Source organism: Paenibacillus baekrokdamisoli, assembly GCF_003945345.1.
GTDB lineage: Bacteria > Bacillota > Bacilli > Paenibacillales > Paenibacillaceae > Paenibacillus_Z > Paenibacillus_Z baekrokdamisoli.
This window is the reverse complement of the sequence record NZ_AP019308.1, coordinates 2,086,818-2,109,203: the sequence shown is the minus strand read 5'-3', so window position 1 is coordinate 2,109,203 and position 22,386 is coordinate 2,086,818. Positions and strand designations below refer to the sequence as shown.

The window sequence follows — 22,386 nt, the reverse complement described above, 5'->3', positions numbered from 1 at the left end:
CTCCAATGGTTTATTCGGAAAACTGGTGGTTTCTATAATCAATATAAGATTTGGCGAAAATCAGATCTTCAAGAGCTTCGCGCGATGCGCAAGGAGCGGGCCGTTCGCCGCGGACGGCGGCAATGAAGTTTTTGGCTTGGTTGCGCATGGCCGAAACGTTAGGCATAATCGGCAGAACGATTTCTGGCTTGCCGATTGTCGGATTGTCTTTGTACACGGTCAGCTTACCTGCAATTTGGCGTACTAATGGAGCCGGCAAATCCACTTTAACGAAGCCATGCTCGAATGCAGCCGAAATGCTCTCGTGCCATTCTGTCGACGTCGTGTAAGAAGCCATCTCGAGTGTAACAGTGACTCCGCTGTCGCTTTCCCCGTTCAGAATAATGCCATTGCGATCGGAGAAAGTCAGATGGTAATTTTCCCCGAGGAAGAACCGGATCGCATTGACTTGATGGATGTAGTAATTAACGAACGAATCCAATTCTGCAGTCTGACTGTCGGTGTAATCAGAGGGACCCGCTTCAAGTTCAATAGGGGGATAAGCTTCGTCCGTAGTGAGCGGCATATCCGCTCCAGTAATCCAGTCACCAGGCGGCATAGTCATGCGAATATAGCGCAGCTTGCCGTAATCTCCGCTAGCTTTCCATTCCTCGATAATTTCCTTGGCGCGTTCCATAGCCGGGTCCGATCGTTTGTGATAACCGACCATATGAAGCGTACCCGTCTCTTCACTGATCCGTGCAAGCTCGCGTCCGGCTTCAACGGTAAGGCTCAGCGGTTTCTCGGTGAATACCGGAATTCCCGCGCGAAGAATATCCGGAATAAGAGAGGCGTGGTTACGATAAGGCTGCGGCGCGACGATCGCGTCGACTTTGGCTTGCTTAAGAAGCTGTAGGTGATTCTCGTAGACTTCGGGAACGCCGTAGCGATTTGCAATCAATTGTGCCCATTTTGGACGCGGTTCTGCCAATGCGACCACTTCGCATAAATCGCGCAGCACCGTGTAATTACTTAAGTGCGCCATCTGTCCCATTCCGCCTACGCCTACGAATCCAATTCGCAATTTACTCATTGTCCGCATCCTTCCTTAATCCCAAATTTTCGAATAAATAGAGTCCGTCTTTGCCGGGAGCGACGATATCCGGGTATCCATTACCGGTCAGATCCTGCACCCAGAAATAGATGCCTGCGCCAGACGCTTCGCCTGCCGGACCGAAGTCGATGACGTGTTTCTCGAAGCGGCCGCCATCGATCTTGTAATAGTAAATTCCGATAGGATCGTGAGCACCGGGATCCCCGTCGTTATGCGCGCGGTAACGCTTGCCCGTGATCAGCTCGATTTCCCCGTCAAGATCGAGATCCACCAGCCACAAGTCGTGGAATTGCGAAGCGGAGTCGTCGATGAGGTGTTTGGTCCATGTGCGTGAACCATCTTCGTCAATGCCTTGTTCATACCAATGCAAGCCGTAATCATGCGCTTGGCCGACGATCAGATCCATCAGACCATTTCCTGTGACGTCAAACCCAAGGATTGGAACGCTGGCCGAACCGAGCGAAAATTCCCGGTGAAACGTCCATGGGGTTTGGAAAGGATCTTCAGGCTGTTCCAACCAACCATCGCAAAGGACGATGTCCATACGGCCATTGCCGTTAATGTCGACGAATCCCATGCCGTGCCCGCTCGTTTCGGTACCGATGGGAACTTTGCGGAACTGTGAAGTTCCTTTGCCTTGTTCATCCCGGATCAACTTATAGAAAGCTTGCGGAGCACCGGGTGTGTTCGGGAAGATCTCCGGAACGCCGCAACCGTCGATGTCAAAGAACCGAATGGTCTCGATGCTTCCGCAGAAATCGATATCGAACGTTTCCCAGTTTTGGTGGTCACCGCCCGGATTTTTGCGCCAGCGCAGCGTCTCACCCCACCATGCCCCAGTAAGGATATCCAAATTTCCATCGCCGTCAACGTCCATCGGGTAATCGCTGAAATCGTCGTGATAACCGGATATAGCTTCGATCTCGCAAATGAAGTGACGTTTCTTATAATCGGGCCCCTCATACCAGTAAGCTCCGCTTATGATATCCGGAATTCCGTCCCCGTTGACGTCGAATACCGCGCAAGCCTCGTATTTCTCATCCGATAGCAGACGTTTTTTGAATTGCAGCAAACTTGTCACCCTCTCCATTAAATTATTCAATATTGCATGATCATAATAAAGTGCGTTATGGTGTTCATGATGAGGTAGCGCTTTCATCCTATGCATAACAACAATAACCTTTTGATGATGTACAAGACAATAATATGGATTGCGGTATTGACTATCCAATCTTGTGGTATGGAGGTTCGGAAGATGGAGAAAATGAGTCTGTTTATAAGGCAAGCTCAATTCGTCAGCGGAGGGTGTTTCTATAATACCGAGGAGAATCCTTTTGTCTTGAATTTACACAAACATGAACTGTTCAGCGAAATGTTATTGATCGAGGAAGGCGAGGGGGAATTCGTAATTGATTCCAAGTCTTACTGGGTGGAACCTGGAACGCTGCTCATTTATCAGCAGGGAGTATGGCATAAAGAAACATCAAAGGTTTACCCTTTTCGAGCCACTTATCTCGCCTTTAAGGGGTTGAAGCTTAACGACCTGCCGGAACATTATTTTCTTCCGTCCGGGCAGGATCCCGTTATTGTGCTGGGAGATCTGTTTCCCGTCATAGGCAAACTAATGAGGGAATGCCTCGCTATTTATGAGAGTGGGGACCCGGAATATTCGTTAATCGCCAGTAACTTGTTAGGTATCGCTTTCGCGAAACTGGCGCAGAAGGTGTACTACGAGCCTGGTATTGCAAGCGTTACGAATGTGAAACCGGGAATCGTCTTAATCGCCCGTCGATATATGGAAGAGAATTACCGCGCGCCAGTTACCTTGGACATACTTGCCGCCGTTACATTCGCAAACAAATATCATCTCGCCCATGCATTTAAAGCTGAAGTAGGGGTCAGCCCTATCCAGTTTTTGATATCCTGCCGAATGGAGGCGGCCAAGCATTACTTGCAATCGACAGGATTAACGGTCAGGCAAATTGTCGAGTTAATTGGGTACCAGAGTGAGACTTCATTCTACAAGGTATTCTTAAAGGAGACAGGCACAACTCCGCTGCAGTATCGGGCTAGGAACAGTTAACGACGACTAAATCGCCCAAGTGATATTCAACCCCATCCCCTTGTGCGCATTGTGAAGTTGCTTGTGAACGATAATGAACTCTTCAAATACCACAAAAAAACGGGTAGAGACTCAGATGTTTTCTGAGGTCTCTACCCGTTTTTTTTGCGCCAGATAAAACTACATGATGTCCAACGCTATATATATTTTATACGCTTTTGATTTTGAACAATTCGCTAATTGAACCGCCATAGATATTGGTGCTAATGGCTTCAGCTAACAGGGAGGAGACGGAGATCACCTTTATATAGCTTGGGTAGTTCTCAGGAAGTGCAATGGAATCTGTAATAATGACTTCTTTAATATTCGGGTGATCCAATATCTGAAGAGCAGGTCCAGAGAAAACCGGATGAGTCGCACAAACGTAAGAATCATTGGCGCCACGCTCTTTTAACCCTTCTACAACCTTTTGAATGGTTGAGCCCGTATCGATTAAATCCTCAATAATGATAGGAGTATGGCCTTCAACCTCACCGATAACATGCGTAATGACTGACTCGTTATGGGAGGGGCGTTTTTTAACCATGATAGCGAAAGGATAGTCTAGATAATTGGCTAATTTCTCCGCTGTCTCTGCACGTCCCGCATCTGGTGAAACAATGATCGGATTTTCAATGTTTTTCGATTTAATATATTTACATAAAAGATCGAGTGCAGTCAGATGATCGACTGGAATGTTGAAGAACCCTTGAATAGCAGGAGAGTGTAAGTCGAGCGTAATAACTCGATTGGCTCCTACAGTCGTCAGCACATCGGAAACCATTTTGGCAGAGATCGGTTCGCGCGGATTGCTCTTGCGTTCCTGTCTTGCATATCCGAAGTAAGGGACCACTACATTGATGGTTTTCGCTGAAGCTCTTTTGGCTGCATCGATCATAACTAGAAGTTCCACGAAATTATCGTTGATTGGATGAGAGAAGGACTGGACTAAATAAACATGTCGGTTACGAAGTCCTTCTTCGTAGTTGACATAAATCTCACCGCTTTTAAATCTAGAACGCTTGATCTTGCCCAAAGGCTGGTTTAAATGCTGTCCGATAAGCTCGGCAAGTTGTGGATTCGATGATCCAGAGAAGAGAGCTATTTGCTCATTCAAAATCATGATCCTCCTAAAAGTTTTTTAGTGATACTTCCTGAATTACGCCTCTGTAGCTAAAAAACTACTTCGGAAGCATAGGCCAAGTTTTTTAGTGATACGTTGGAAGTAAAAGTCAAGTTTATCCGTAAACCTTCTTTGCACACTACTTTCTCAATGGTATAGCATTACTAGGCTATTGTAAACTTCTATCACCTATTATCCCCATAACTACGCTTCATACTCGTCCAAATAGTTGTCACAGATAAGAAAAAAGCGGGGAGAGCTCTCGATTGAAATGAGAATTCTCTACCCGCTGCTTCGTTATCATGATGAATATGAAGTTGGGACTTAAAGAGGATGTTATCGTTGTTTTACTGAGTAGACGGATGATAAGTGCCGGTACGCAATGGGATAGATTCAGTGTCTCTTGGGGCGCCTGCTGGCGGTGTCTGACCGAAGCTAGGGTTAGGTGGTCCAATTACAACCGTTTGTGTGATTGGCTGCAGCACCTGAGCTAGCTGAGCTCCATTGATGCCATAGCTTAGCTGCAATACTTCTGGCGGTGTCTTTCTTAATACATCAGAACCGAACACCGTTTGTGGCGCCGCATTGTCGAATATAGCTAGTAACTGTGTGTTATCGGTGAGTGCAATTTCCCAATGCCACCAAGCCATAGGTATATAGACAGCTTGAGGCGGTTTAACGCGATAAGTAAGCAGCTGTCTGGTAAATGTATCAAGGACAGTGACGATTGCCTCTCCACTGATAACATAAACTAGTTCAGCAGCATTAGGATGCCAATGCGGTTCGATGGTATGTGATTGACTGAGACGAATGTCGAACATAGATAAGTTCTGCATGACAGGGAGCTGGCTGCCTGTGAGCTGAAGGATGAAATTGTTGTTGTTCCGTATAAAGAAGGGGGCATTGGATAAATCGTAAGCTAAGTTCAATGAAGGGGATTGCAGATTAGCTGGTGATTGCATGCAATTTCCTACCTTTCTGTCTTCGAACATTGCGAAAGCTTTTCAAAGTAGCCTATGCGTTTGCCCATATAGATGTGATCCGCTTTTTTTGTGACAGCTGGAAACTGTGAAGGGATGAGGGTGATCACAAGTTGTTTGTGAAATCGTCCCAATCGCAATAGTTATTGTCCCGATCAGCCATGAAACGAAGGATAAGGTTGATTATGATGAGGGAGTAAACGTTTACACGAAACCATCTAGGAACCGATGGAGGAGATGTATGATCGAAACGATTGGCGTTGGGATACTCGGATTTGCTCATGGGCATGTCCACGCTTACTGCGAGGAATGGAAGAATCCTGACTATGGAGTGAAGGTACTCGCAGGATGGGATCATGATGCGCTCAGGCTGGATACAGCAAGAAAGCAATTCGGATTTGAGGGGTATGCGGATGTCGTTGCTTTGTTAGAACGCCCCGATATTCAAGCGGTAGTTATTGCATCCGAGACTTCCAAGCATGCTGAATTGGTAGAGCTTGCCGCAGCGAGGGGTAAACGTATAGTCCTGCAAAAACCGATGGCACTAACAATGGCAGAAGCAGATCGTATCGTAGATGCGGTGCAGCAGTATGGCGTTTCCTTTACATTAGCCTGGCAAATGAGAGCGGACCCTCAGAACATTCAGATGAAACAATCGCTTCAGAATGGTGAGCTTGGTCAGATCTTCATGGTCCGTCGAAGACATGGCCTTCCGGTTGGATTAAACGCCGATTTCGCCAATACCTGGCATGTCGATCCTGCGCTTAATCGTGATATTTGGGCTGATGATTCCGCACATCCAGTTGACTTTATCCACTGGCTGCTTGGGGTCCCTGAGAGTGTAACTGCGGAGATTGAATCGCTCTATAACCCAAGAGTTCCTATGGATAATGGCATTATTATCTTTCGTTACCCGGGTGGACCACTTGCAGAAGTAAGCTGTTCCTTCACCTGCACAGCAGCGGAGAACACGACAGAGATTATTGGCGAGCTTGGCTCCATTATGCAAAATTTCGGGGATGTGCCTAGCTGCAACGTACCGCGCGTGCAAGGAACTGTGGGGCTGAGAACGTATATCGCAGCAGCAGGGGAGTGGTCGGAGAGTGACATTCCTTCTCCACCGAATCATGGCTATCGCATTCGAGGCTTAGCGAAGCCGCTTGCCGAGTTTATGCAAGGCGTTAGTGCTCCTTTGGCAACAGCTGAAGAAGGCCGGATCTCGCTGCGTATGGTATTAGCCACTTATGTATCCGCGAAGGAAGGTAGACGCGTTCTGCTAAGCGATCCTGCAATAGCGGAAGTGTAATGCTATTCTCTGCAAAAGCATTGCTAATCATTAACTACTCCAAGATATATGTTCGTATAGAGTATTGTAAAAAATTTCAGGAGGTGAAGTTTCCACTTACGCTTCGCGGAGGTCGGGAACGAAATCATGACAGTGAAAATCGGTATTGTAGGCCTGAACGGAATCGGTAATCTCCATGCAGCCTGTTATAAGGAAGATGAGCTTGCTAATCTAGTGGCCGTCTGTGATGTCGTGAAGGAGCGCGCAGACGCTGCAGCTGAGAAATACGGAGTAAAGGCCTATTACAGTCTCAAAGATATGTTGGAGAATGAATCGGATATAGAAGTGGTTGATGTGACCACAGGTGGGATCGATAACGGAAGCTGGCACTTTGAACCGGCCATGGAGGCGATTGGCTATGGCAAACATGTCTTAGTTGAAAAGCCGCTCTGCCATGATATTCGGGAGGCAAGAGAGCTTGTTGCTTTTGCAGAGAAACAGAAGGTATATCTGGGATGTAATCTCAACCACTATTTTACGGAGCCTGCTGAAAAAGCAAAACAATACGTGGATAATGGCGACATTGGTGAATTGGTTTATTGCTTAGCTAAAATGGGCTTCAATGGCGGGGAATTGAATTATGGGCTCGCGGGTTCTCCTAAAGTCAAAGGTCATCCGTATTTTCATATGAAGGCTTTTCTAACTCATCCACTTAGTGTCATGCGTTATTTCTGCGGAGACATTACCCATATTCAGACCTTCTCTGACAAGCCAGGCTTCCGCCGAAGTGCAGGGGATGTCATGGTATCAATTAACAGCATTCATCTGAAGTTCGCTAACGGCGGGGTTGGTTACCTACTCAGTCAACGGGGCGATGCGGTATATGGACTTGGCGGTTGGTGGAGCCTGGAGATGGCGGGTACGCGAGGAACTTTCTGCATTGAGAACTGTGTAGAGAAAGTATCCTTCTGGAAAGCGGAAAAGGGAGTTCCCGCGATCAGTACGCCTATCGTGCCAGAGATAACAGACTATGGAACAACCAATTTCGACCGGACCTTCAATAACCGGCTGCATGCGTTCCTTGAAGATGTATCCAATCAAGTTCCGTTTGATCAGCTTCGAGCGAATGGCAGAGATGCGTTAGCTGTATTGGAGTATACGTTCGCAGTAATCGAATCCTATGAGCGCGGAGGAGAGCTTGTTCGTCCTTATCCTTTGCCGCCCCTTCATGGCGATCCGCATTTCATGAAATAAAGCTTGCTTGCACACAACTGTTAGATAATCGAGGAGGATATCATTCATGATTCAATTAGGCGTGAATTCTGTATTGTTCCAATCTTTCAGCTTCGCCGAGGCAGCGAGGATCATCGCGCTTTGCGGTTACGATGGGGTGGAGATCGCAGCCATACAAGGAATGTGCGAGCATCTTGATCTTAGCCGTTGGAGGGAACAAAAAGAAGAGCTGCAAGCCATTGTCCAAGAAAATGGACTTCGGTTTCTATCGATGGAGGTTGCTTCTCTGAACGAAGAAAGGCTGATATTTGCATTCGAAGCAGCGGCGGAAATCGGAATTCCGATTGTTAATGTCGGACCAGGCGGGAAATCGGGTGTTCAGGAAGATCTCACATCATCTATCGAGACCTTAGCTCGACTCTCGGAGAAAGCTGCTTCATATGGGGTTACGTTGTGTGTAAAAGCACATGTTGGTAGTTCCATATACAACACACCAACAACACTGCAAGCGATTGAGGCAATTTCGTCCTCTGCATTTGGCATCGATATGGATCCCAGTCACATTCATCGATCTGGTGAAAATGCGGAGGAAGCACTCCCAGCTGTGCTAAGCCGAGTGAAGCATATTCACATTCGAGATTGCAAAGGCAGGGAGCAAGGTCCAGGCTCAATTGCGCTTCAAGCCTGCGGCAGGGGAGAAATCGACCTTAATGGGTACTGTCAGGCGATGGTGGAAGGCGGCTATAACGGCCCAGTTGTGTTAGAAGTCATTGGAGCTCAGCCTCATCATACGATAGAGCAGGTCTCCATTGTAGCGGCAGAATCCTACGGATATTTGAATGCTTGCTTAAAGAAATTGAACGCAAGATAGTAGCTTGATTAGTGGCTTATCAACTTTTAGGAGGACCGCCCAATGTCCAATAAACAGCCGAACGTTATTATTTTTGGAATTGACAGCTTGCGTCGTGATCATATGAGTGCTTACGGATATTCCCGTTTGACGACACCGTACTTGGATAAGGTTGCCGCAGAAGGCGTGTTGTTCGAGCAGCATTTTAGCCCAAGTATTCCGACAACTCCTGCTTACGCGTCTATGCTGACCGGAATGGATGTATTCGGAACAGATGTTGTAGCCCTTAGACACGAAGGTCCCTTAGGCGGACACGTGCAAACACTGGCCGAGGTACTTGGCGAGAACGGCTATAATACAACCTGTATTGGCTTCACGGGAAACCCATCCTCACGTGGGTTCCAAACTTATCTGGACTATGAATCCTGGCTGCCAGATGAGGAGATTGGACGCGCGCCTAAAGCGGAGAATTTGAATAAGGTCGCCATTCCAGAGCTAAATCGACTTGCTGCGGAAGACAAACCGTTCTTCTTATTCTTAAGGCATATGGATCCGCATTCTCCTTATTTGCCGCCAGCTCCTTTCGAACGAATTTTCTATGGAAAAGACGAGCTCGAAGCCGATAATCAATCGATGGAACCTATCTATGCATTCAAGCCTTTTGCCGATTATCTAAAATCTTGGATTCCAGAAGGTGTAACGGATGCGGAGTATGTAACGGCGCAATATGACGGAGCCATTGCTTATATGGATACGGCCATTCAAAGTCTGTTCACGAAGCTAGAAGCGATGGGACTTGAAGAAGAGACATTAATCGTTATCACTTCTGATCACGGGGAAACGCTGAATGAGCATGAATGTTATTATGATCATCATGGCCTGTATGATTGCACGCTCGTTGTTCCGCTCATTCTGAAATTCCCGGGTCGTGTACCCGCGGGTACGCGAATCTCTGACGTTTCTCTCATTTCGGATATTATGCCAACCATTCTGGATCTGCTGCAGATCACAACAAAAACGGAGTTCGATGGCAGACGGCTCACAGCGGCAATAGCTGGGGAGAAGAGCGATCTAATCAGTGAATTCTACATCTCGGAATGTACATGGATGCGCAAGCATGGATGGAGAACGACGGAATGGAAGCTGATCTGTGCGTTGGAGCCGGATTTTCATTTCAAGCCTGAAGTGGAGCTGTATAACCTAATTCATGATCCCGAGGAAAATGTGAATGTAGCTGATCAGGAGCCTGAAGTGGTAGCACTCTTGCAGCAGCGGATGAACAACCATATTATGAAGCGTGAGCAGCAGGTGAATCGTCCTAATCCGATATATACCAATGTGAATTGGAGCGGCCAAGGGAAAATCTTCACCTCTTCTCAAGAAGCTTATGACTCCCTCTATATTGGCTCAATCGGTAACGCGATTTCTCTTCAATCGAAGGATAAGGCAGCAGAAAAGGCGAAAGAAGAGATGGCATCTCATGATTAGAGTTGCTGTTGTAGGTGTTAATCATATTGGCAAAATTCACTGCCAGGCTTACAGACGGCATCCAGATACCGAGCTTATCGCTGTCTGTGATCTTTTGTCAGATCGCGCTGAGGCGGCGGGAAGCGAGCATCAAGTTCCTTTTTACACAGATTTGCATGAACTGCTAACTAAAGAAGATATTGATGTAGTCGTTGTTGCCACAGCAGGAGTGGAGAAAGGCAGTCATCATTTCGAACCAGTGATGATGGCGATTGAAGCAGGGAAGAACGTATTCGTCGAGAAGCCGATTTCGAATCAAATCGAAGAAGCTAGGACGATGGTTGCTTTTGCCAGGGAAAAAGGAGTCCGGTTAGCTTGCAACTTGAATCACCGCTTTACTCCTGCTGCATATAAGGCCAAGGAACTGGTGACGGAGGGAAAGCTTGGTTCACTGCTATTTCTCAACATGCGATTGACTATTCACAATCCGCAGGAGGATGCGGAATGGCTTCACATGCGCGCGCTTCATCCTCATTCGATCGACGTGATGCGATATTTCGCAGGCGATGTGAGGAGAGTTCAATCTTTTATGATGAAGGCGCCAGGTCGTCAAACCTGGTCCACCGTCTCCGTGAATATGGAGTTCGTCTCCGGGGCGGTCGGGCATCTTACTGGAAGCTACGATATGTCCATGCGTCACCCCATCGAATACTGTGAGGTGGCTGGCAGTGAAGGTCGTATTGTCATTGACAATGTATACGAAAGCATGACCTATTACCCGCATCATTCGGATGAATTGACGGTTGTGAGAAACCCGCTATTCGGTGGAATGAAAGGTTTTGACGATACATTCGATCAGCGAATTAACCGATTTATTGCGGATATTAAAAGAGACACCAAACCGGAAGAAATAACGGCATCAGGGGCCGATGCGCTTGCTGCGCAGGAAGTCATTGAAGCGGCAATTCGTTCACATCAGCTAGGTGGAATACCTGTGACACTACCTACAAAAGGCTGAGGCAGGAGATACGGAGGGAAAACGAACATGAACAGTTACCAAGGATCTGTCTTATGGTTTACTGGATTATCTGGAGCCGGTAAGACAACAACGGCTAAATATGTGGAGAAGAAACTCAGGGGGCAGGGCCGACGCGTGGAACTGCTCGATGGAGACGATTTGCGTGAAACGATCTGCAAGGGACTCGGCTTCAGCCGGGAGGATCGTTATGAGAACGTGAAGCGAATCACTTATGTGGCAGGACTGCTATCACGCAATGGGGTAGATGTGCTTGTATCGGCCATTACGCCATACAATGAAATGAGAGCGTACGCACGTCAGCAGCTTCCAAGCTATGTGGAGATTTATGTGAAATGTCCCCTCCATGTATGCGAGATGAGGGATGTCAAAGGGCTGTATGCCAAAGCTCGTTCCGGTGAAGTGAATCATTTTACCGGTATTTCTGACCCTTATGAAGAGCCTGCCCATCCGGCGCTTACCTTGTGTACTTCGACTTCAACATTGGAGCAAAATGGTCAAACCATTCTAACCTGGATGGACCAAGCTTCACCACAACTCCAAGCAGCTACAATGCAGTATTGGATATAAGATGAAGATCATCCTTATTTCACTTGATACTCTTCGTGCGTCTCGATTAAGCAGTTATGGATACGGCAAGGCTACAAGTCCGCATATGGACCGAATTGCAAGTGAGGGCGTGTTGTTTGAGCGGGCCTTCGCAGCAGATATCCCGACAGAGGTGGCACATACCGGCATTTTTACGGGAAAGGTTGGACTGACGACAGGGGTTGTGTCACATGGATCAGAGCTGACTCAACTGCCCAAATCTGTCGAATGGCTGCCGGCGCTGCTCCGTTCTGCGGGCTTCACGACTGCGGCGGTAGATAATTTATATCAGCTCAAAGAATGGTTCGCGAGAGGATACAAGTATTATCTGAACAGTGTAGGTGGTAATCGTTGGATTGATGGGCGAACGGTTAACGATATGGCGCTGCCTTGGATCGAGCAGCATCAAGAGGAGGACTTCTTCCTCTTCCTTCATTACTGGGATGCGCATACTCCGTATTTGCCGCCGCAATCCTATATTCCACAATTTTACGATCAGAGTAAAGATCCATTCGATCCTCGAAACAAAAGCATGGAGCAGGCGTATAATCATTCAGCCTATCCGTTTTTTAAGCACCATCATTATGACCTTGTAGGTCCAGTGACGGATAGTGACTATTACGATTCTTTGTACGATGCTGAAATCCGTTATTTGGATGATTGTCTGAAGGAATTAGATGAACATTTGCTAAAGCTAGGCATTCAAGAAGACACCTTAATGATTCTATTCGGCGATCATGGTGAGAGTCTGACCGAGCATGATATCTACTGGGATCATTGCGGACTGTACGAACCAACTGTTCATGTGCCGCTTATCATGCGCTGGCCTGGACGAATCTCGGCTGGTCGAAGGGTTCCAGGCCTTGTGCAGCAAGTTGACCTGCTGCCTACCCTATTGGAGGCGGTCCGTGCGGAAGCGCCTGCTGATATAGACAGCTCGAAGCTTGCTGATCCAGCAGGCCTTGACGGGCAAAGCTTATGGAAGTCGATTAGAGGAGAAGAGGATGGCACGCACGAAATAATCTACTTAAGCGAATGTGCATGGCAGGCCGCAAGAGGGATACGGACGGAACGTTATAAGCTTATCTGTACTTACGATTCGGGACCGTTCAACCGCCCAGCAAGAGAGCTGTATGATCTGCTTGTTGATCCTGCGGAAACAGTCAACCTTGCGGATAAGGAGCCAGAGCTAGCTGATTTACTTGAGGGACAATTGAACGATTGGACAGCAGCCAAGCTATCCGGGAACAAGGATCCAATGGAGCGGCAGCTGGAAGAGAAGGGGCTGCCCTTTCGAAGACGAATCGAGCAAATTCTGGATGCTGCCGGCATGTCTTGGGAGGAATGGAGTCGGGATCCAGATCGAGAGAGGTTCGATCAGGCTTCGCGCAGTCACGACTGATTAAGATTTAATGAATACCAGCACCAATCAAACTACGAACCAACGAGTGGTAGTCTTTTGACAAAGGGTGAGATGGGATGAAGGCTATTATTAGCAGCAAGGAGTTAATGAAAGTGGAATTCCCTTTCTGGATCAATCGGTCGGTGCAGGGGTCTATTGACGAGCATGGTCACGAATTTGTTGAGCTTGTTTATGTGGTTCGGGGTAAAGGACTGCATATCTTTGAGGGTTCAAGCTATGCGGTTCAAGCCGGAGATGTATTCATTATTAATCCTGGAGAAACACATGCTTATTTCGTGGAACCGGGAGATCAGCTTGAAATTATTAACTGTTTGTTCATGCCTTCTTTCATTCCCGATGCGCTGCTAAGTGAGCTCGAAATAACGGCCTCTATGGATTATTTCTATGTTCATCCGTTTCTGAAGCATGACGTCAGGTTCAATCACCGTCTTAATCTGCATGGACAGGAAGCGGCTTCTGTCCTGACTCTTCTTGAGAGCATGATTAGAGAAATCGGCTGCGGGGGACTGGGTCATACTACCATTATCCGGCTGCAAATGATTGAGCTGCTCGTTCTGCTTTCTCGGTATTATACCCTCATGCAGCAGCATCGAGCCGTTCCTTCGCCGCGCCAGTTGGATCGTGAAATGACGGCCAGACGTATCTATGGTTATTTGGAGCGAAACTACGAGAAGAAGATTACGCTTCAATCGCTGTCTTTGTTGTTCAACTCGAGCACTAGACAGCTCAACCGACTTATGCGCGAAGAGTACAGCCGAAGTGTATTCGAGGCACTGCACGAGATTCGTATGGAGCGGGCGAAGCATCTATTGCTGGAGACAAGCGAGAAGGTCATCGTTGTAGCAACGATGGTGGGCTACGAGGACCAATCCTTCTTTAATAGACTGTTTCTAAGACATGTTGGATGCTCCCCCACTCAGTATCGAATGACAGGCTAGGGAAAGGAAGTAGGACGCAGCATGGATAAAAGTCCACCGAATGTTCTATTGATTACGGCCGATCAGCTTCGCTACGATTGTGTCGGATACAGCGAGCAGTATCCGGTTCGGACTCCGAACTTGGATCGTTTAGCAGCACAGAGTACGGTGTTTCATCATGCGTATTCGCATATACCGGTATGCGGCCCAGCGAGGCAATCTTTTCTTAACGGGAGGAGGCCGGAGACCTTCGGTGCTTTATGGAACGATAAGGCTTCTCTGCCGGTATCCTCGCTTCAGCCGGAGGATTTCTCATGGACAGCAGCACTTGCGGAGAATGGATATAAATCGGCTTTTATAGGAAAATGGGGGGTGAATCCGGTCTATGATCCCACTTCATTCGGTTATAGCAGTTATGTGGGAGAAGATAGCTATCGTTCATTTATGTCCACCCGTTATCCGCACGTGGTGTTTACGAACGGCTATTTCGGTGAATCGAATCCTGTCCCGATAGAAGATTCTGCAACGCACTGGTTGGCGGATCAAGCGATTGAGACTCTTGAGCAGCTGCAGGCCAGCGGTGGTCTTTGGCATTTGGCCCTTCATTTCTCTGAGCCTCATTTGCCATGTCGTCCTTCTGGTCGATTTGCTTCAATGTATAACCCGGATTCGATACCCGAGTGGGCAGGCTTCAAGGATAATCTTGAAGGAAAGCCTTATATCCAACGTCAGCAGCTTCATAGCTGGGGAGTCGAGCATTATACGTGGACAGATTGGGCCCCCATCGTTGCCCGTTACTACGGCATTATTAGCCAGTTAGATGATGCAATTGGCAAAGTCCTTACCAAGCTTGATGCGATGGAGGCGAGCGAGAATACGATTGTTATTTTTACGGCGGATCATGGTGATATGTGCGGTTCTCATCGCATGATGGATAAGCATTATATACTTTATGACGATGTGGTTCGTGTTCCGCTAATGATTCGACTGCCAGGTGAGCAGCAGGTGGGGAAGTCATGCCATCATTTTGTCTATAATCTATTGGATATGCCGCCTACGCTGCTTGAGCTTTTGGAGCTGCAGCATTGTGATCCTGGTCATTTACAGGGAAGGTCACTCATGCCGCTGCTTATGAATGTTGAGAATACGATAACTCCAGAATGGCGGGATTCAATCGTAGCAACCTATAACGGTCAACAATTCGGACTGTATACGCAGCGTATGATTCGAACGGAGAAGTGGAAGTACATTTGGAATCTAACAGATGTAGATGAGTGTTATGAGCTTGACGCTGACCCAGCAGAGCTTGTCAATCAAATTGCTAATCCAGAAAACGCAGCGACTATAGCGAAGCTTCGTTGGCGGCTATATGAACAGCTCACGGCCGATGGCGACCCCATTGTAGGCAATGAGTGGACGCGTCATCAATTGCTGGATGGAGCCAAGCTTTAGTCGTCCAAGAAGCTGAACCAACGATGCAGCTTGTACCCCGAACTTTACAAAGGCGTGCGCGACTGGGCTGGTACACATAGATTTCTCAGCTCACGCACAGCTTTGCTTTTGAAAATGATGAACTAACTTAACTTCCGTGTGTTATCGAATAGTATAAATAAGCAATCAAGTATTCAAAATTGTTTCTGCGAAAGCAACTTTTTTTATAAGACTCGGATATTCCTCAGGGGTTGAGCCGTCTTCTACGCTCCAGCATACTCCCATTGCAGTTTCCACATAAAGACATTGCTTTAGTATGTCGTTTGGAATATTAAGCTTTTTTTCTAAGATGCCTATTATATCGTTTATTTTCTTATATAACTCAGTAGTTATTTCATCACCAAATTCATTTAATATAAAACGTGGAACATCAAATACAGGATCGCCTATTACACCTTTTGGGTCGATAATTATATACTCTCCATCATTACCAAGTAAAATATTATCATGATGAAAGTCGCCATGAAGCAGCATCTTTTGTGGATACAAAGTAGAAACCGATAAGCATATATCTTTTGCTTTTTTCATATACAAATATAATTCTTTGCAATCTTGTCGCTTGCTCATGTATTCTGTTATCCTGCCGATCCACTCTGTGTAAGTCGGATATATTTCTGCTTTAGCGGGCGTTATATGCAAGCCTTTATATAGGGAACAAAATACAGATAGTCTTTTATCAAGAGAACTCTCATCCCTTAAAGGATTCCCCGGCTGCACACACTCTTCAAGTATGACGCCGTTTTCAATATCAGCGTCAAAAACTCCGCAAAATCGTCTGCCGTTATATTGACACAAAGTATTAAATTCTGTAAATATTTCTCTGAAAGAATGATTGCCTATTTTCAGCACTACGCTACCAAAGTTTTCTGAATAGCATTTAAAAACTAAGTTTGCAGAATAGGAAGGAATAAATTGAAAAGAGGTTAAAGTCCACTTAACAGCATATACGTCAATATCCCTCAAAACTTTTTCATAAAATTCTTTACCAAAACGTTTAATTATATTTTCGATTTCATTTTGATTGAAACAATAGCGCTTATTCATCCTTAGATATCTACCTCCACTCCTCGAAGAGATCGAGGACTACTTCGTACAACTAAATATTCAAAATTAACATATTCTTCAGGGAAGGTTTTTTTCCTCCTCTCGTAACATGTTCATTACAAAAACGTGGAATAACCTCCGATGTTCGGAGGTTATTCTTATTTTACAGTAACAAATTCCATTATTAAGCGTCTATATGAAAGACGTTATAATTAATGGAGGATTTTTTAATGAATGTATGCAAGCGAATGGTTATGTTTCTTGTTGTTGTATTGCTCTTGTCGATCTCTACGATGTATCAGCCAGCGTCCGCACAGAGTGCCCAGAATATCCGGATTTTTCTGGATGGACAGGAGATTAACAGCGATGTGTCACCTTATGTACTACCTAAGGTCAATCTAACTTTGGTGCCCCTGCGAGTGATTATCGAAGGTCTTGGCGCTGCCGTTGACTGGAATCAGACATCAAAGTCCGTTACGATTACATGGCCAGAAACTGCAATTGCGATGACAATTGGACAGAAGTATGCGCTTGTTAATGGAAACCAAGTCCCATTAGATGCTTCTGTTGATTCCAAACAGGGAAGAGTGATGGTTCCGCTGCGTTTTGTCGGAGAACAGCTCGGTCTTCAGGTCAATTGGGATCAGAAAGCGTATACGATTTCATTATTATCCGCAGGCATTTCTCCGCAGCCAGGTGGGAATAATGGTAATGGTGACGGAAGTAACAACGGTGGGAGTCAGGATCTGAAAGCAGCTTGGGTTTCTACCATTTATAACTTGGACTGGCCTTCATCGAGTGCTGTCGGAAATTCGGCCAAGCAGCAGCAGGAATATATCAATCTGCTGGATGAGCTGCAGGGAATGGGACTGAATTCTGTATTCGTCCAAGTTCGGCCTTCTGCTGATGCCTTCTATATTTCCAAGCTTGTTCCGTGGTCCAAGTATATATCGGGTGCAAGTGGTAAAGCTCCTGATTATGATCCGCTAGCCTTTATGATTGAAGAGACACATAAACGAGGAATGACCTTCCATGCTTGGTTCAATCCTTTTCGAGCAAATACGGATACAAAAATCGATAAGCTGGATAGCACGCATGTGACGAAACAGCATCCAGAGTGGATTGTACAGTCTGGTAATCTGCTTTACATCAATCCTGGTATCCCAGAAGCAAGGCAGCATATTATCGATACCATTATGGAAGTCGTAGATAATTATGATATTGACGGCGTCCATCTTGATGATTATTTCTATCCTTCTAACGGGGTGTTCAATGATGACGTGACATTCCGTATGTATAATAATAACCATATTGCAACGATACCTGACTGGCGTCGTGACAATATCAACGAATTCGTTAGACAATTAGGTGAGACGATTCATAGAGATAAACCGCAAGTCAGCTACGGCATCAGCCCTTTTGGCGTATGGCGCAACAAAGCGATGGATGCTACCGGCTCGGATACAAAAGCAGGCGTGACAGCTTATGACAACATGTATGCCGATGTACGAGCATGGATTACGCATGGCTGGATCGATTATGTCGCTCCCCAAATCTATTGGAGCCTATCATTCTCTGCGGCTCGATATGATACGCTTGTGGATTGGTGGTCCAATGAAGTAAAGGGAACGAAAGTGAAGTTGTATATCGGACACTCGCCTTATAAGCTCGGCACGACTGAGGCTGGCTGGCAGAATGCCCAGGAAATCATTAATCAGTTGAAGTATAATAAGCTTCATCCTGAAGTAAGCGGTGATCTATTCTTCAGTGCCAAAGATTTGCGTAAAAATCCACTTGGCCTTATACCCGCACTTCAAGCTTATTATGGACAAGCTAGTTCATCTATTGCGAGCTGATGCTCTGGACGAAATATGGTGGCGTATACACTGAAGACATTTTAGATTGTAAGGTTGCCGTCAATTTTAATTGGCGGTTTTTTTAATTTTGTCGGGGCTAAAAAAGTGGGGGGGAAACGATTAAGGTCAAGAAAATATATCGCTCTCCGCATGGGCTCGTGTGCGGATAGCTTAACTGTTGTACCGGTACGATTACCATTGGCAGCACCGACTGAAGACTTCACAGCGAAAATAAATAAGTTGATCAATAACAACAGCTGAATTATTATTTGAGAAATACTATAATGAAAACACTATTTATAAACTTGCAGGAAACTGAATTTATCGTTCACAGGCTAAGGAGAGTTAAGGCTTCAGGCACTCTCTTTGATTAAGGTTATGTATAGAGGGAAGGTTGCCATGTTTAAAGGGACAAAGCAGGTATCACTAGTTCACAAATTTTCATTACGGATTACGTCGATATTAGCAATTCTCGTTGCAGTTCTGATTATTAGCAATGTATATTCATTCAATGTAGTTGAAACTAATATGGTTAATAACTCAAAATACACCATGGGGATACACATTAATAATATCCAAAACAGTTTAAACAGTGTTTCCAAAGATTTAGATGAAGTATTTGAAAATAATATAGATGACGTCGTTCTATATCCGCAAAAAGATGAGAGCGGCAAATACTTCGATGCCTTACGATTAAAAAATATGATAATCTCTAAAGTTTCCAATAACGAAAATATTGATGCTTTATTTATTTTGGAGCCTAGTGAAGATATTTTTTTGATGCAGTTCGGTAAAAACATACTTTCAAAAGAAAAACCAACTTTATCCGATTATTTTAAGAGTGAAAAATTCACGAGGAATACGGTGTTCGGAAGAGAATGGTCCTCGATGCAAATAAATGGAATAAGTTATGAAGTTAAAAGCTTCAAGGTGTCGGACATTTTGATTGGGGCGATGGTAAAAGCAGATACCCTTATGAATAATGTGAGAAAGACTGCAAATTTCCAAAACCATTATGTATTAACAGAAAAAAACGGAAAATTGCTTTCTGTTTCCGATCCTTTTCTTTTTGATATGAATTCGCTGCCAGATTACCTGAATACCTCGTTCAAGCTTGATGACAAATATTTTATCATTTCAGAGGACATACCGGAGATCGGGGGAATTTCGAATATTATAGAACGCAAGAGCGTTTTTTCCGGTTTGGATATTATACAATGGATGATTATTTCTCTAGGAGTCATTTCCATAGTTATCGTTCCTCTCGTTTTAATTTCACTTTCGCGACAAATTATCAAGCCTGTTTTTGAACTTGTCAAAGCAACGAAAGAAATCGAGAAGGGGAATTGGGATTACCATTTGCCACCGCATAAGGAGTCCTTCGAGTTTGCAAGGCTGTTTCATTCATTTACATCCATGACTAGAGAGATAAAACTGTTAAAGATTAGTTCTTATGAAGAAAAGCTTGAGCGAAACAAAGCTGAGCTTAGATATCTTCAAATGCAAATTAAGCCCCATTTTTTCTTAAATGCCATCACAACCATCTCCAGTCTCACGTATCAAAATAAAAGCGATGAAATTCGCCAACTGATCAACTATTTGTCGGAGTACCTGAGATATACGTTCAAGGGAGTTCTGGTGAACGTAACAATAAAAGAAGAAATCGATCATGTGAAAAATTACATTCATATGCAAGAGATAAAATTCCCCAATCATATTTTCCATATGATTGATATAGAACAAAACTTGGAGCAGCATATGCTGCCGCAATTTCTTATACAAACCTTTATAGAGAATACTTTTAAGCATGCGTTAGTTTATGGAGACATCCTGTCGATATTTATTAAAGTGGAAATATACTCGAATCAAGAAGAGGACTTTATTTTGATTACCATTGAAGATAATGGGGAAGGGTTTCCCACGGAGATTATTGAAGAAGTGAATGCCGTGGATACTAATTTCAATGATACGGGGCGAAAAATAGGCATTTCCAATATCAAGAAAACGTTGAGTTTACTTTATAAGAGGGATGGACTTTTAAAGCTTTCCAACAACGAACCTTCTGGCGCAAAGGTGGCAATTTTACTTCCTTATCAATCATTCGTGGATCAAGCTGAGGAGGGATGAAATTGAAGTGTCTCTTGATTGATGATGATATTCCAACTGTAGAGGTTATGCGTGACTTCATTAGCTGGCATACATTTGGAATTAATAGCATACTAACTGCGCATAATATTACGGATGCTAAGATTCTACTCGAAGCCAATAAACCGGATATCATCATCTGTGATATCGAAATGCCAAAAGGTTCTGGACTTGACATGATCAAATGGGTAAGGGAGAACCATTATGATTGTGCTTTTATTTTCTTTTCTTGTCATGAAAATTTTGAATTTGCTTCGACGGCTATTTCCTTCAATACTGATGCTTATTTGATCAAGCCTTTTGATAAAAGTAAGGTTGAATCGGCGCTATCCAAAACAGTAAATTCACTGAGAACGAAGAATCAGCTGCAAGAATACAGCCAATTCGGCGTGAGTTGGTTAAAAAATAAAGCATTTGTAGAACAAAGCTTCTGGAGAGACATATTATTTGCCCGAATCTCACCGCGCTTAGATCTGATTCATGGCGAAATTCGGAAGAGAGATCTATCTCTAGAATTGGAATATGGCAATTTTCTCGTATTAGCGAGCATCGGAAAAACGGAAATTGAGGATAGTTGGGAAGAAAGCACCTTTATTTATGCGTTCCTCAATCTAACTTCTGAAATGATGTTGGACAACCTGAATCCTAGTCATGTTATCAATTATCAGCAACATGATCGTTATTATATTGCGACGATACTAAGGGGCAATAGTTCTCTGGAAGAGATTACAACTAGATGCCGACAGCTAATCCGTTATTGTCGGGATTATTTTCACTGCACTGCGACCTGCTACATCAGCGAGAAAGTAGCGATTGATATGCTGACAGCAACGAGGACTACATTAGAGGTCATGGACAGGAAGAACATTATTTTTAAAGGAAAAGTTCATTATCAAGAAGACCGATTCGATTATGCAACGAATGAATCGTATACGCTTGATGTGAATGTATTTGAGCAGCTATTTATAGAAGGAGAAAAGGTACAAATCGTAAATAAGCTTAAAAAAGATCTAGAGATGTTAGCTGATTCAAATAAACTAGATGCCAATACCCTGCATTCCATCAAGCAAGATTTTATGCAGATCGTATATTCGATTCTGTATAAAAATAAAATTCTTGCACACAGGTTGTTTTCCGATAAAATCTCTGAAACATTGTTGCAGAAATCGGAACATAGTGTCATGGACATGATGAAATGGGCCGCTTTCGTAACCAATAAAACAATCGATTATCTAAGAGAAGTGAAACAATCCGAAAGTGTTGTAGAGAAGGCTAAAACCTTCATACACAATAACTACTTTCAGGATCTGAATCGCGAGGATGTAGCGTCGAGCGTCTTTTTATCACCCGACTATCTTTCTAAAATTTTTAAAAGCGATACAGGTTTATCCATTAAAGATTATCTTAATGAGCATCGTATCCTAATCGCAAAAGAACTGCTTATACAAGGAAACGAGAGTATTGGTACTGTTGCAACCGAGATCGGTTTTGACAGCATATCTTATTTCTCAACAGTTTTCAAAAAAATAACGGGAGAAACGCCGAATGCTTTTAGAGCCAAATTTAAATAATAAAGCGAAGAAGGCCGAAACAGGCCTTTTTCTTTTTGTAAAAATATAAGAAAGTATAAGTTTCCTCTATACTTTGCTTATATTTTAGAGGGAAGAAACTTGCTTCGCCGCCAAGGACGGCGTAAGCCATTTCTTCTTATACAACTGATTTTCGAAAAAATAGCGCTGATTTTTTAAAGATAA

The 22,386-nt window shown here is 44.7% G+C and carries 18 protein-coding genes; 13 read left to right on the top strand and 5 right to left on the bottom strand.

Going from position 1 to position 22,386, the window contains the following annotated elements:
• Positions 1-10 precede the first annotated feature (10 nt).
• On the bottom strand, positions 11-1,072 hold the full coding sequence (locus EKN16_RS09305) for a Gfo/Idh/MocA family protein (protein WP_164522743.1): 1,062 nt from the start codon (positions 1,070-1,072) through the stop codon (positions 11-13).
• The gene (locus EKN16_RS09300; protein WP_232016325.1) at positions 1,065-2,252 is read right to left on the bottom strand and encodes an FG-GAP repeat domain-containing protein; all 1,188 of its coding nucleotides are present in this window, start codon (positions 2,250-2,252) and stop codon (positions 1,065-1,067) included. Before EKN16_RS09300 ends, EKN16_RS09305 begins: the two co-directional genes overlap by 8 nt.
• Before the next feature lie 96 nt (positions 2,253-2,348).
• Here EKN16_RS09300 and EKN16_RS09295 point away from each other — a divergent pair, with 96 nt between their 5' ends.
• Positions 2,349-3,176: an AraC family transcriptional regulator gene (locus tag EKN16_RS09295; RefSeq protein WP_164522742.1), complete on the top strand. Its 828-nt coding sequence runs from the start codon at positions 2,349-2,351 to the stop codon at positions 3,174-3,176.
• Between the two features lie 187 nt (positions 3,177-3,363).
• Here EKN16_RS09295 and EKN16_RS09290 read toward each other — a convergent pair whose 3' ends face one another.
• Complete coding sequence (locus EKN16_RS09290) at positions 3,364-4,311, bottom strand: ribose-phosphate diphosphokinase (protein WP_375782091.1); 948 nt, start codon at positions 4,309-4,311, stop codon at positions 3,364-3,366.
• 353 nt (positions 4,312-4,664) lie between these two features.
• Positions 4,665-5,309 (bottom strand): cupin domain-containing protein, encoded by a 645-nt coding sequence (locus EKN16_RS09285; protein WP_232016323.1) that lies wholly within the window; start codon positions 5,307-5,309, stop codon positions 4,665-4,667.
• Positions 5,310-5,538: 229 nt separating this feature from the next.
• Between EKN16_RS09285 and EKN16_RS09280 the strand changes: the two genes are divergently transcribed.
• The 9 genes from EKN16_RS09280 to EKN16_RS09240 all read left to right on the top strand — a co-directional run bounded on the left by EKN16_RS09280 (position 5,539) and on the right by EKN16_RS09240 (position 15,548).
• Positions 5,539-6,603 (top strand): Gfo/Idh/MocA family protein, encoded by a 1,065-nt coding sequence (locus EKN16_RS09280; protein WP_125655683.1) that lies wholly within the window; start codon positions 5,539-5,541, stop codon positions 6,601-6,603.
• A 126-nt stretch (positions 6,604-6,729) separates the two neighbouring features.
• The gene (locus EKN16_RS09275; RefSeq protein WP_125655681.1) at positions 6,730-7,836 is read left to right on the top strand and encodes a Gfo/Idh/MocA family protein; all 1,107 of its coding nucleotides are present in this window, start codon (positions 6,730-6,732) and stop codon (positions 7,834-7,836) included.
• A 46-nt stretch (positions 7,837-7,882) separates the two neighbouring features.
• Positions 7,883-8,686 (top strand): sugar phosphate isomerase/epimerase family protein, encoded by an 804-nt coding sequence (locus tag EKN16_RS09270; protein ID WP_125655679.1) that lies wholly within the window; start codon positions 7,883-7,885, stop codon positions 8,684-8,686.
• Positions 8,687-8,728: 42 nt separating this feature from the next.
• Complete coding sequence (locus EKN16_RS09265; RefSeq protein WP_125655677.1) at positions 8,729-10,153, top strand: sulfatase family protein; 1,425 nt, start codon at positions 8,729-8,731, stop codon at positions 10,151-10,153.
• The gene (locus EKN16_RS09260; RefSeq protein ID WP_125655675.1) at positions 10,146-11,150 is read left to right on the top strand and encodes a Gfo/Idh/MocA family protein; all 1,005 of its coding nucleotides are present in this window, start codon (positions 10,146-10,148) and stop codon (positions 11,148-11,150) included. The genes EKN16_RS09265 and EKN16_RS09260 overlap by 8 nt, the downstream gene beginning before the upstream one ends.
• Before the next feature lie 27 nt (positions 11,151-11,177).
• Entirely contained in the window at positions 11,178-11,738 is a 561-nt protein-coding gene (cysC, locus tag EKN16_RS09255) for an adenylyl-sulfate kinase (protein WP_125655673.1), read from the top strand.
• A gap of 1 nt (position 11,739) precedes the next feature.
• Entirely contained in the window at positions 11,740-13,158 is a 1,419-nt protein-coding gene (locus EKN16_RS09250; protein WP_125655671.1) for a sulfatase family protein, read from the top strand.
• Between the two features lie 77 nt (positions 13,159-13,235).
• Positions 13,236-14,117, top strand: a complete 882-nt coding sequence (locus EKN16_RS09245) for an AraC family transcriptional regulator (RefSeq protein WP_125655669.1) — start codon at positions 13,236-13,238, stop codon at positions 14,115-14,117.
• Positions 14,118-14,138: 21 nt separating this feature from the next.
• Positions 14,139-15,548, top strand: a complete 1,410-nt coding sequence (locus EKN16_RS09240; RefSeq protein ID WP_125655667.1) for a sulfatase family protein — start codon at positions 14,139-14,141, stop codon at positions 15,546-15,548.
• Between the two features lie 165 nt (positions 15,549-15,713).
• On the opposite strand, the gene EKN16_RS09235 is transcribed toward EKN16_RS09240, so the two are convergent.
• Complete coding sequence (locus tag EKN16_RS09235) at positions 15,714-16,631, bottom strand: aminoglycoside phosphotransferase family protein (protein WP_125655665.1); 918 nt, start codon at positions 16,629-16,631, stop codon at positions 15,714-15,716.
• A gap of 230 nt (positions 16,632-16,861) precedes the next feature.
• On the opposite strand from EKN16_RS09235, the gene EKN16_RS09230 reads away from it, so the two are divergent.
• The 3 genes from EKN16_RS09230 to EKN16_RS09220 all read left to right on the top strand — a co-directional run bounded on the left by EKN16_RS09230 (position 16,862) and on the right by EKN16_RS09220 (position 22,203).
• Positions 16,862-18,487: a family 10 glycosylhydrolase gene (locus EKN16_RS09230; protein ID WP_125655663.1), complete on the top strand. Its 1,626-nt coding sequence runs from the start codon at positions 16,862-16,864 to the stop codon at positions 18,485-18,487.
• Between the two features lie 366 nt (positions 18,488-18,853).
• Positions 18,854-20,614: a sensor histidine kinase gene (locus EKN16_RS09225; protein ID WP_125655661.1), complete on the top strand. Its 1,761-nt coding sequence runs from the start codon at positions 18,854-18,856 to the stop codon at positions 20,612-20,614.
• On the top strand, positions 20,611-22,203 hold the full coding sequence (locus tag EKN16_RS09220) for a response regulator transcription factor (protein WP_232016321.1): 1,593 nt from the start codon (positions 20,611-20,613) through the stop codon (positions 22,201-22,203). Before EKN16_RS09225 ends, EKN16_RS09220 begins: the two co-directional genes overlap by 4 nt.
• Positions 22,204-22,386 lie beyond the last annotated feature (183 nt).

Excerpts from the sequence above, each read along its gene's own strand:
- EKN16_RS09230 (WP_125655663.1), top strand. The coding sequence starts at position 16,862 with ATGAATGTATGCAAGCGAATGGTTATGTTTCTTGTTGTTGTATTGCTC.
- EKN16_RS09305 (WP_164522743.1), bottom strand. The coding sequence starts at position 1,072 with ATGAGTAAATTGCGAATTGGATTCGTAGGCGTAGGCGGAATGGGACAG.
- EKN16_RS09260 (WP_125655675.1), top strand. The coding sequence starts at position 10,146 with ATGATTAGAGTTGCTGTTGTAGGTGTTAATCATATTGGCAAAATTCAC.
- EKN16_RS09220 (WP_232016321.1), top strand. The coding sequence starts at position 20,611 with ATGAAATTGAAGTGTCTCTTGATTGATGATGATATTCCAACTGTAGAG.
- EKN16_RS09285 (WP_232016323.1), bottom strand. The coding sequence starts at position 5,309 with ATGTTCGAAGACAGAAAGGTAGGAAATTGCATGCAATCACCAGCTAAT.
- cysC (WP_125655673.1), top strand. The coding sequence starts at position 11,178 with ATGAACAGTTACCAAGGATCTGTCTTATGGTTTACTGGATTATCTGGA.
- EKN16_RS09295 (WP_164522742.1), top strand. The coding sequence starts at position 2,349 with ATGGAGAAAATGAGTCTGTTTATAAGGCAAGCTCAATTCGTCAGCGGA.
- EKN16_RS09245 (WP_125655669.1), top strand. The coding sequence starts at position 13,236 with ATGAAGGCTATTATTAGCAGCAAGGAGTTAATGAAAGTGGAATTCCCT.
- EKN16_RS09300 (WP_232016325.1), bottom strand. The coding sequence starts at position 2,252 with ATGAAAGCGCTACCTCATCATGAACACCATAACGCACTTTATTATGAT.
- EKN16_RS09240 (WP_125655667.1), top strand. The coding sequence starts at position 14,139 with ATGGATAAAAGTCCACCGAATGTTCTATTGATTACGGCCGATCAGCTT.
- EKN16_RS09235 (WP_125655665.1), bottom strand. The coding sequence starts at position 16,631 with ATGAATAAGCGCTATTGTTTCAATCAAAATGAAATCGAAAATATAATT.
- EKN16_RS09265 (WP_125655677.1), top strand. The coding sequence starts at position 8,729 with ATGTCCAATAAACAGCCGAACGTTATTATTTTTGGAATTGACAGCTTG.
- EKN16_RS09275 (WP_125655681.1), top strand. The coding sequence starts at position 6,730 with ATGACAGTGAAAATCGGTATTGTAGGCCTGAACGGAATCGGTAATCTC.
- EKN16_RS09250 (WP_125655671.1), top strand. The coding sequence starts at position 11,740 with ATGAAGATCATCCTTATTTCACTTGATACTCTTCGTGCGTCTCGATTA.
- EKN16_RS09270 (WP_125655679.1), top strand. The coding sequence starts at position 7,883 with ATGATTCAATTAGGCGTGAATTCTGTATTGTTCCAATCTTTCAGCTTC.
- EKN16_RS09280 (WP_125655683.1), top strand. The coding sequence starts at position 5,539 with ATGATCGAAACGATTGGCGTTGGGATACTCGGATTTGCTCATGGGCAT.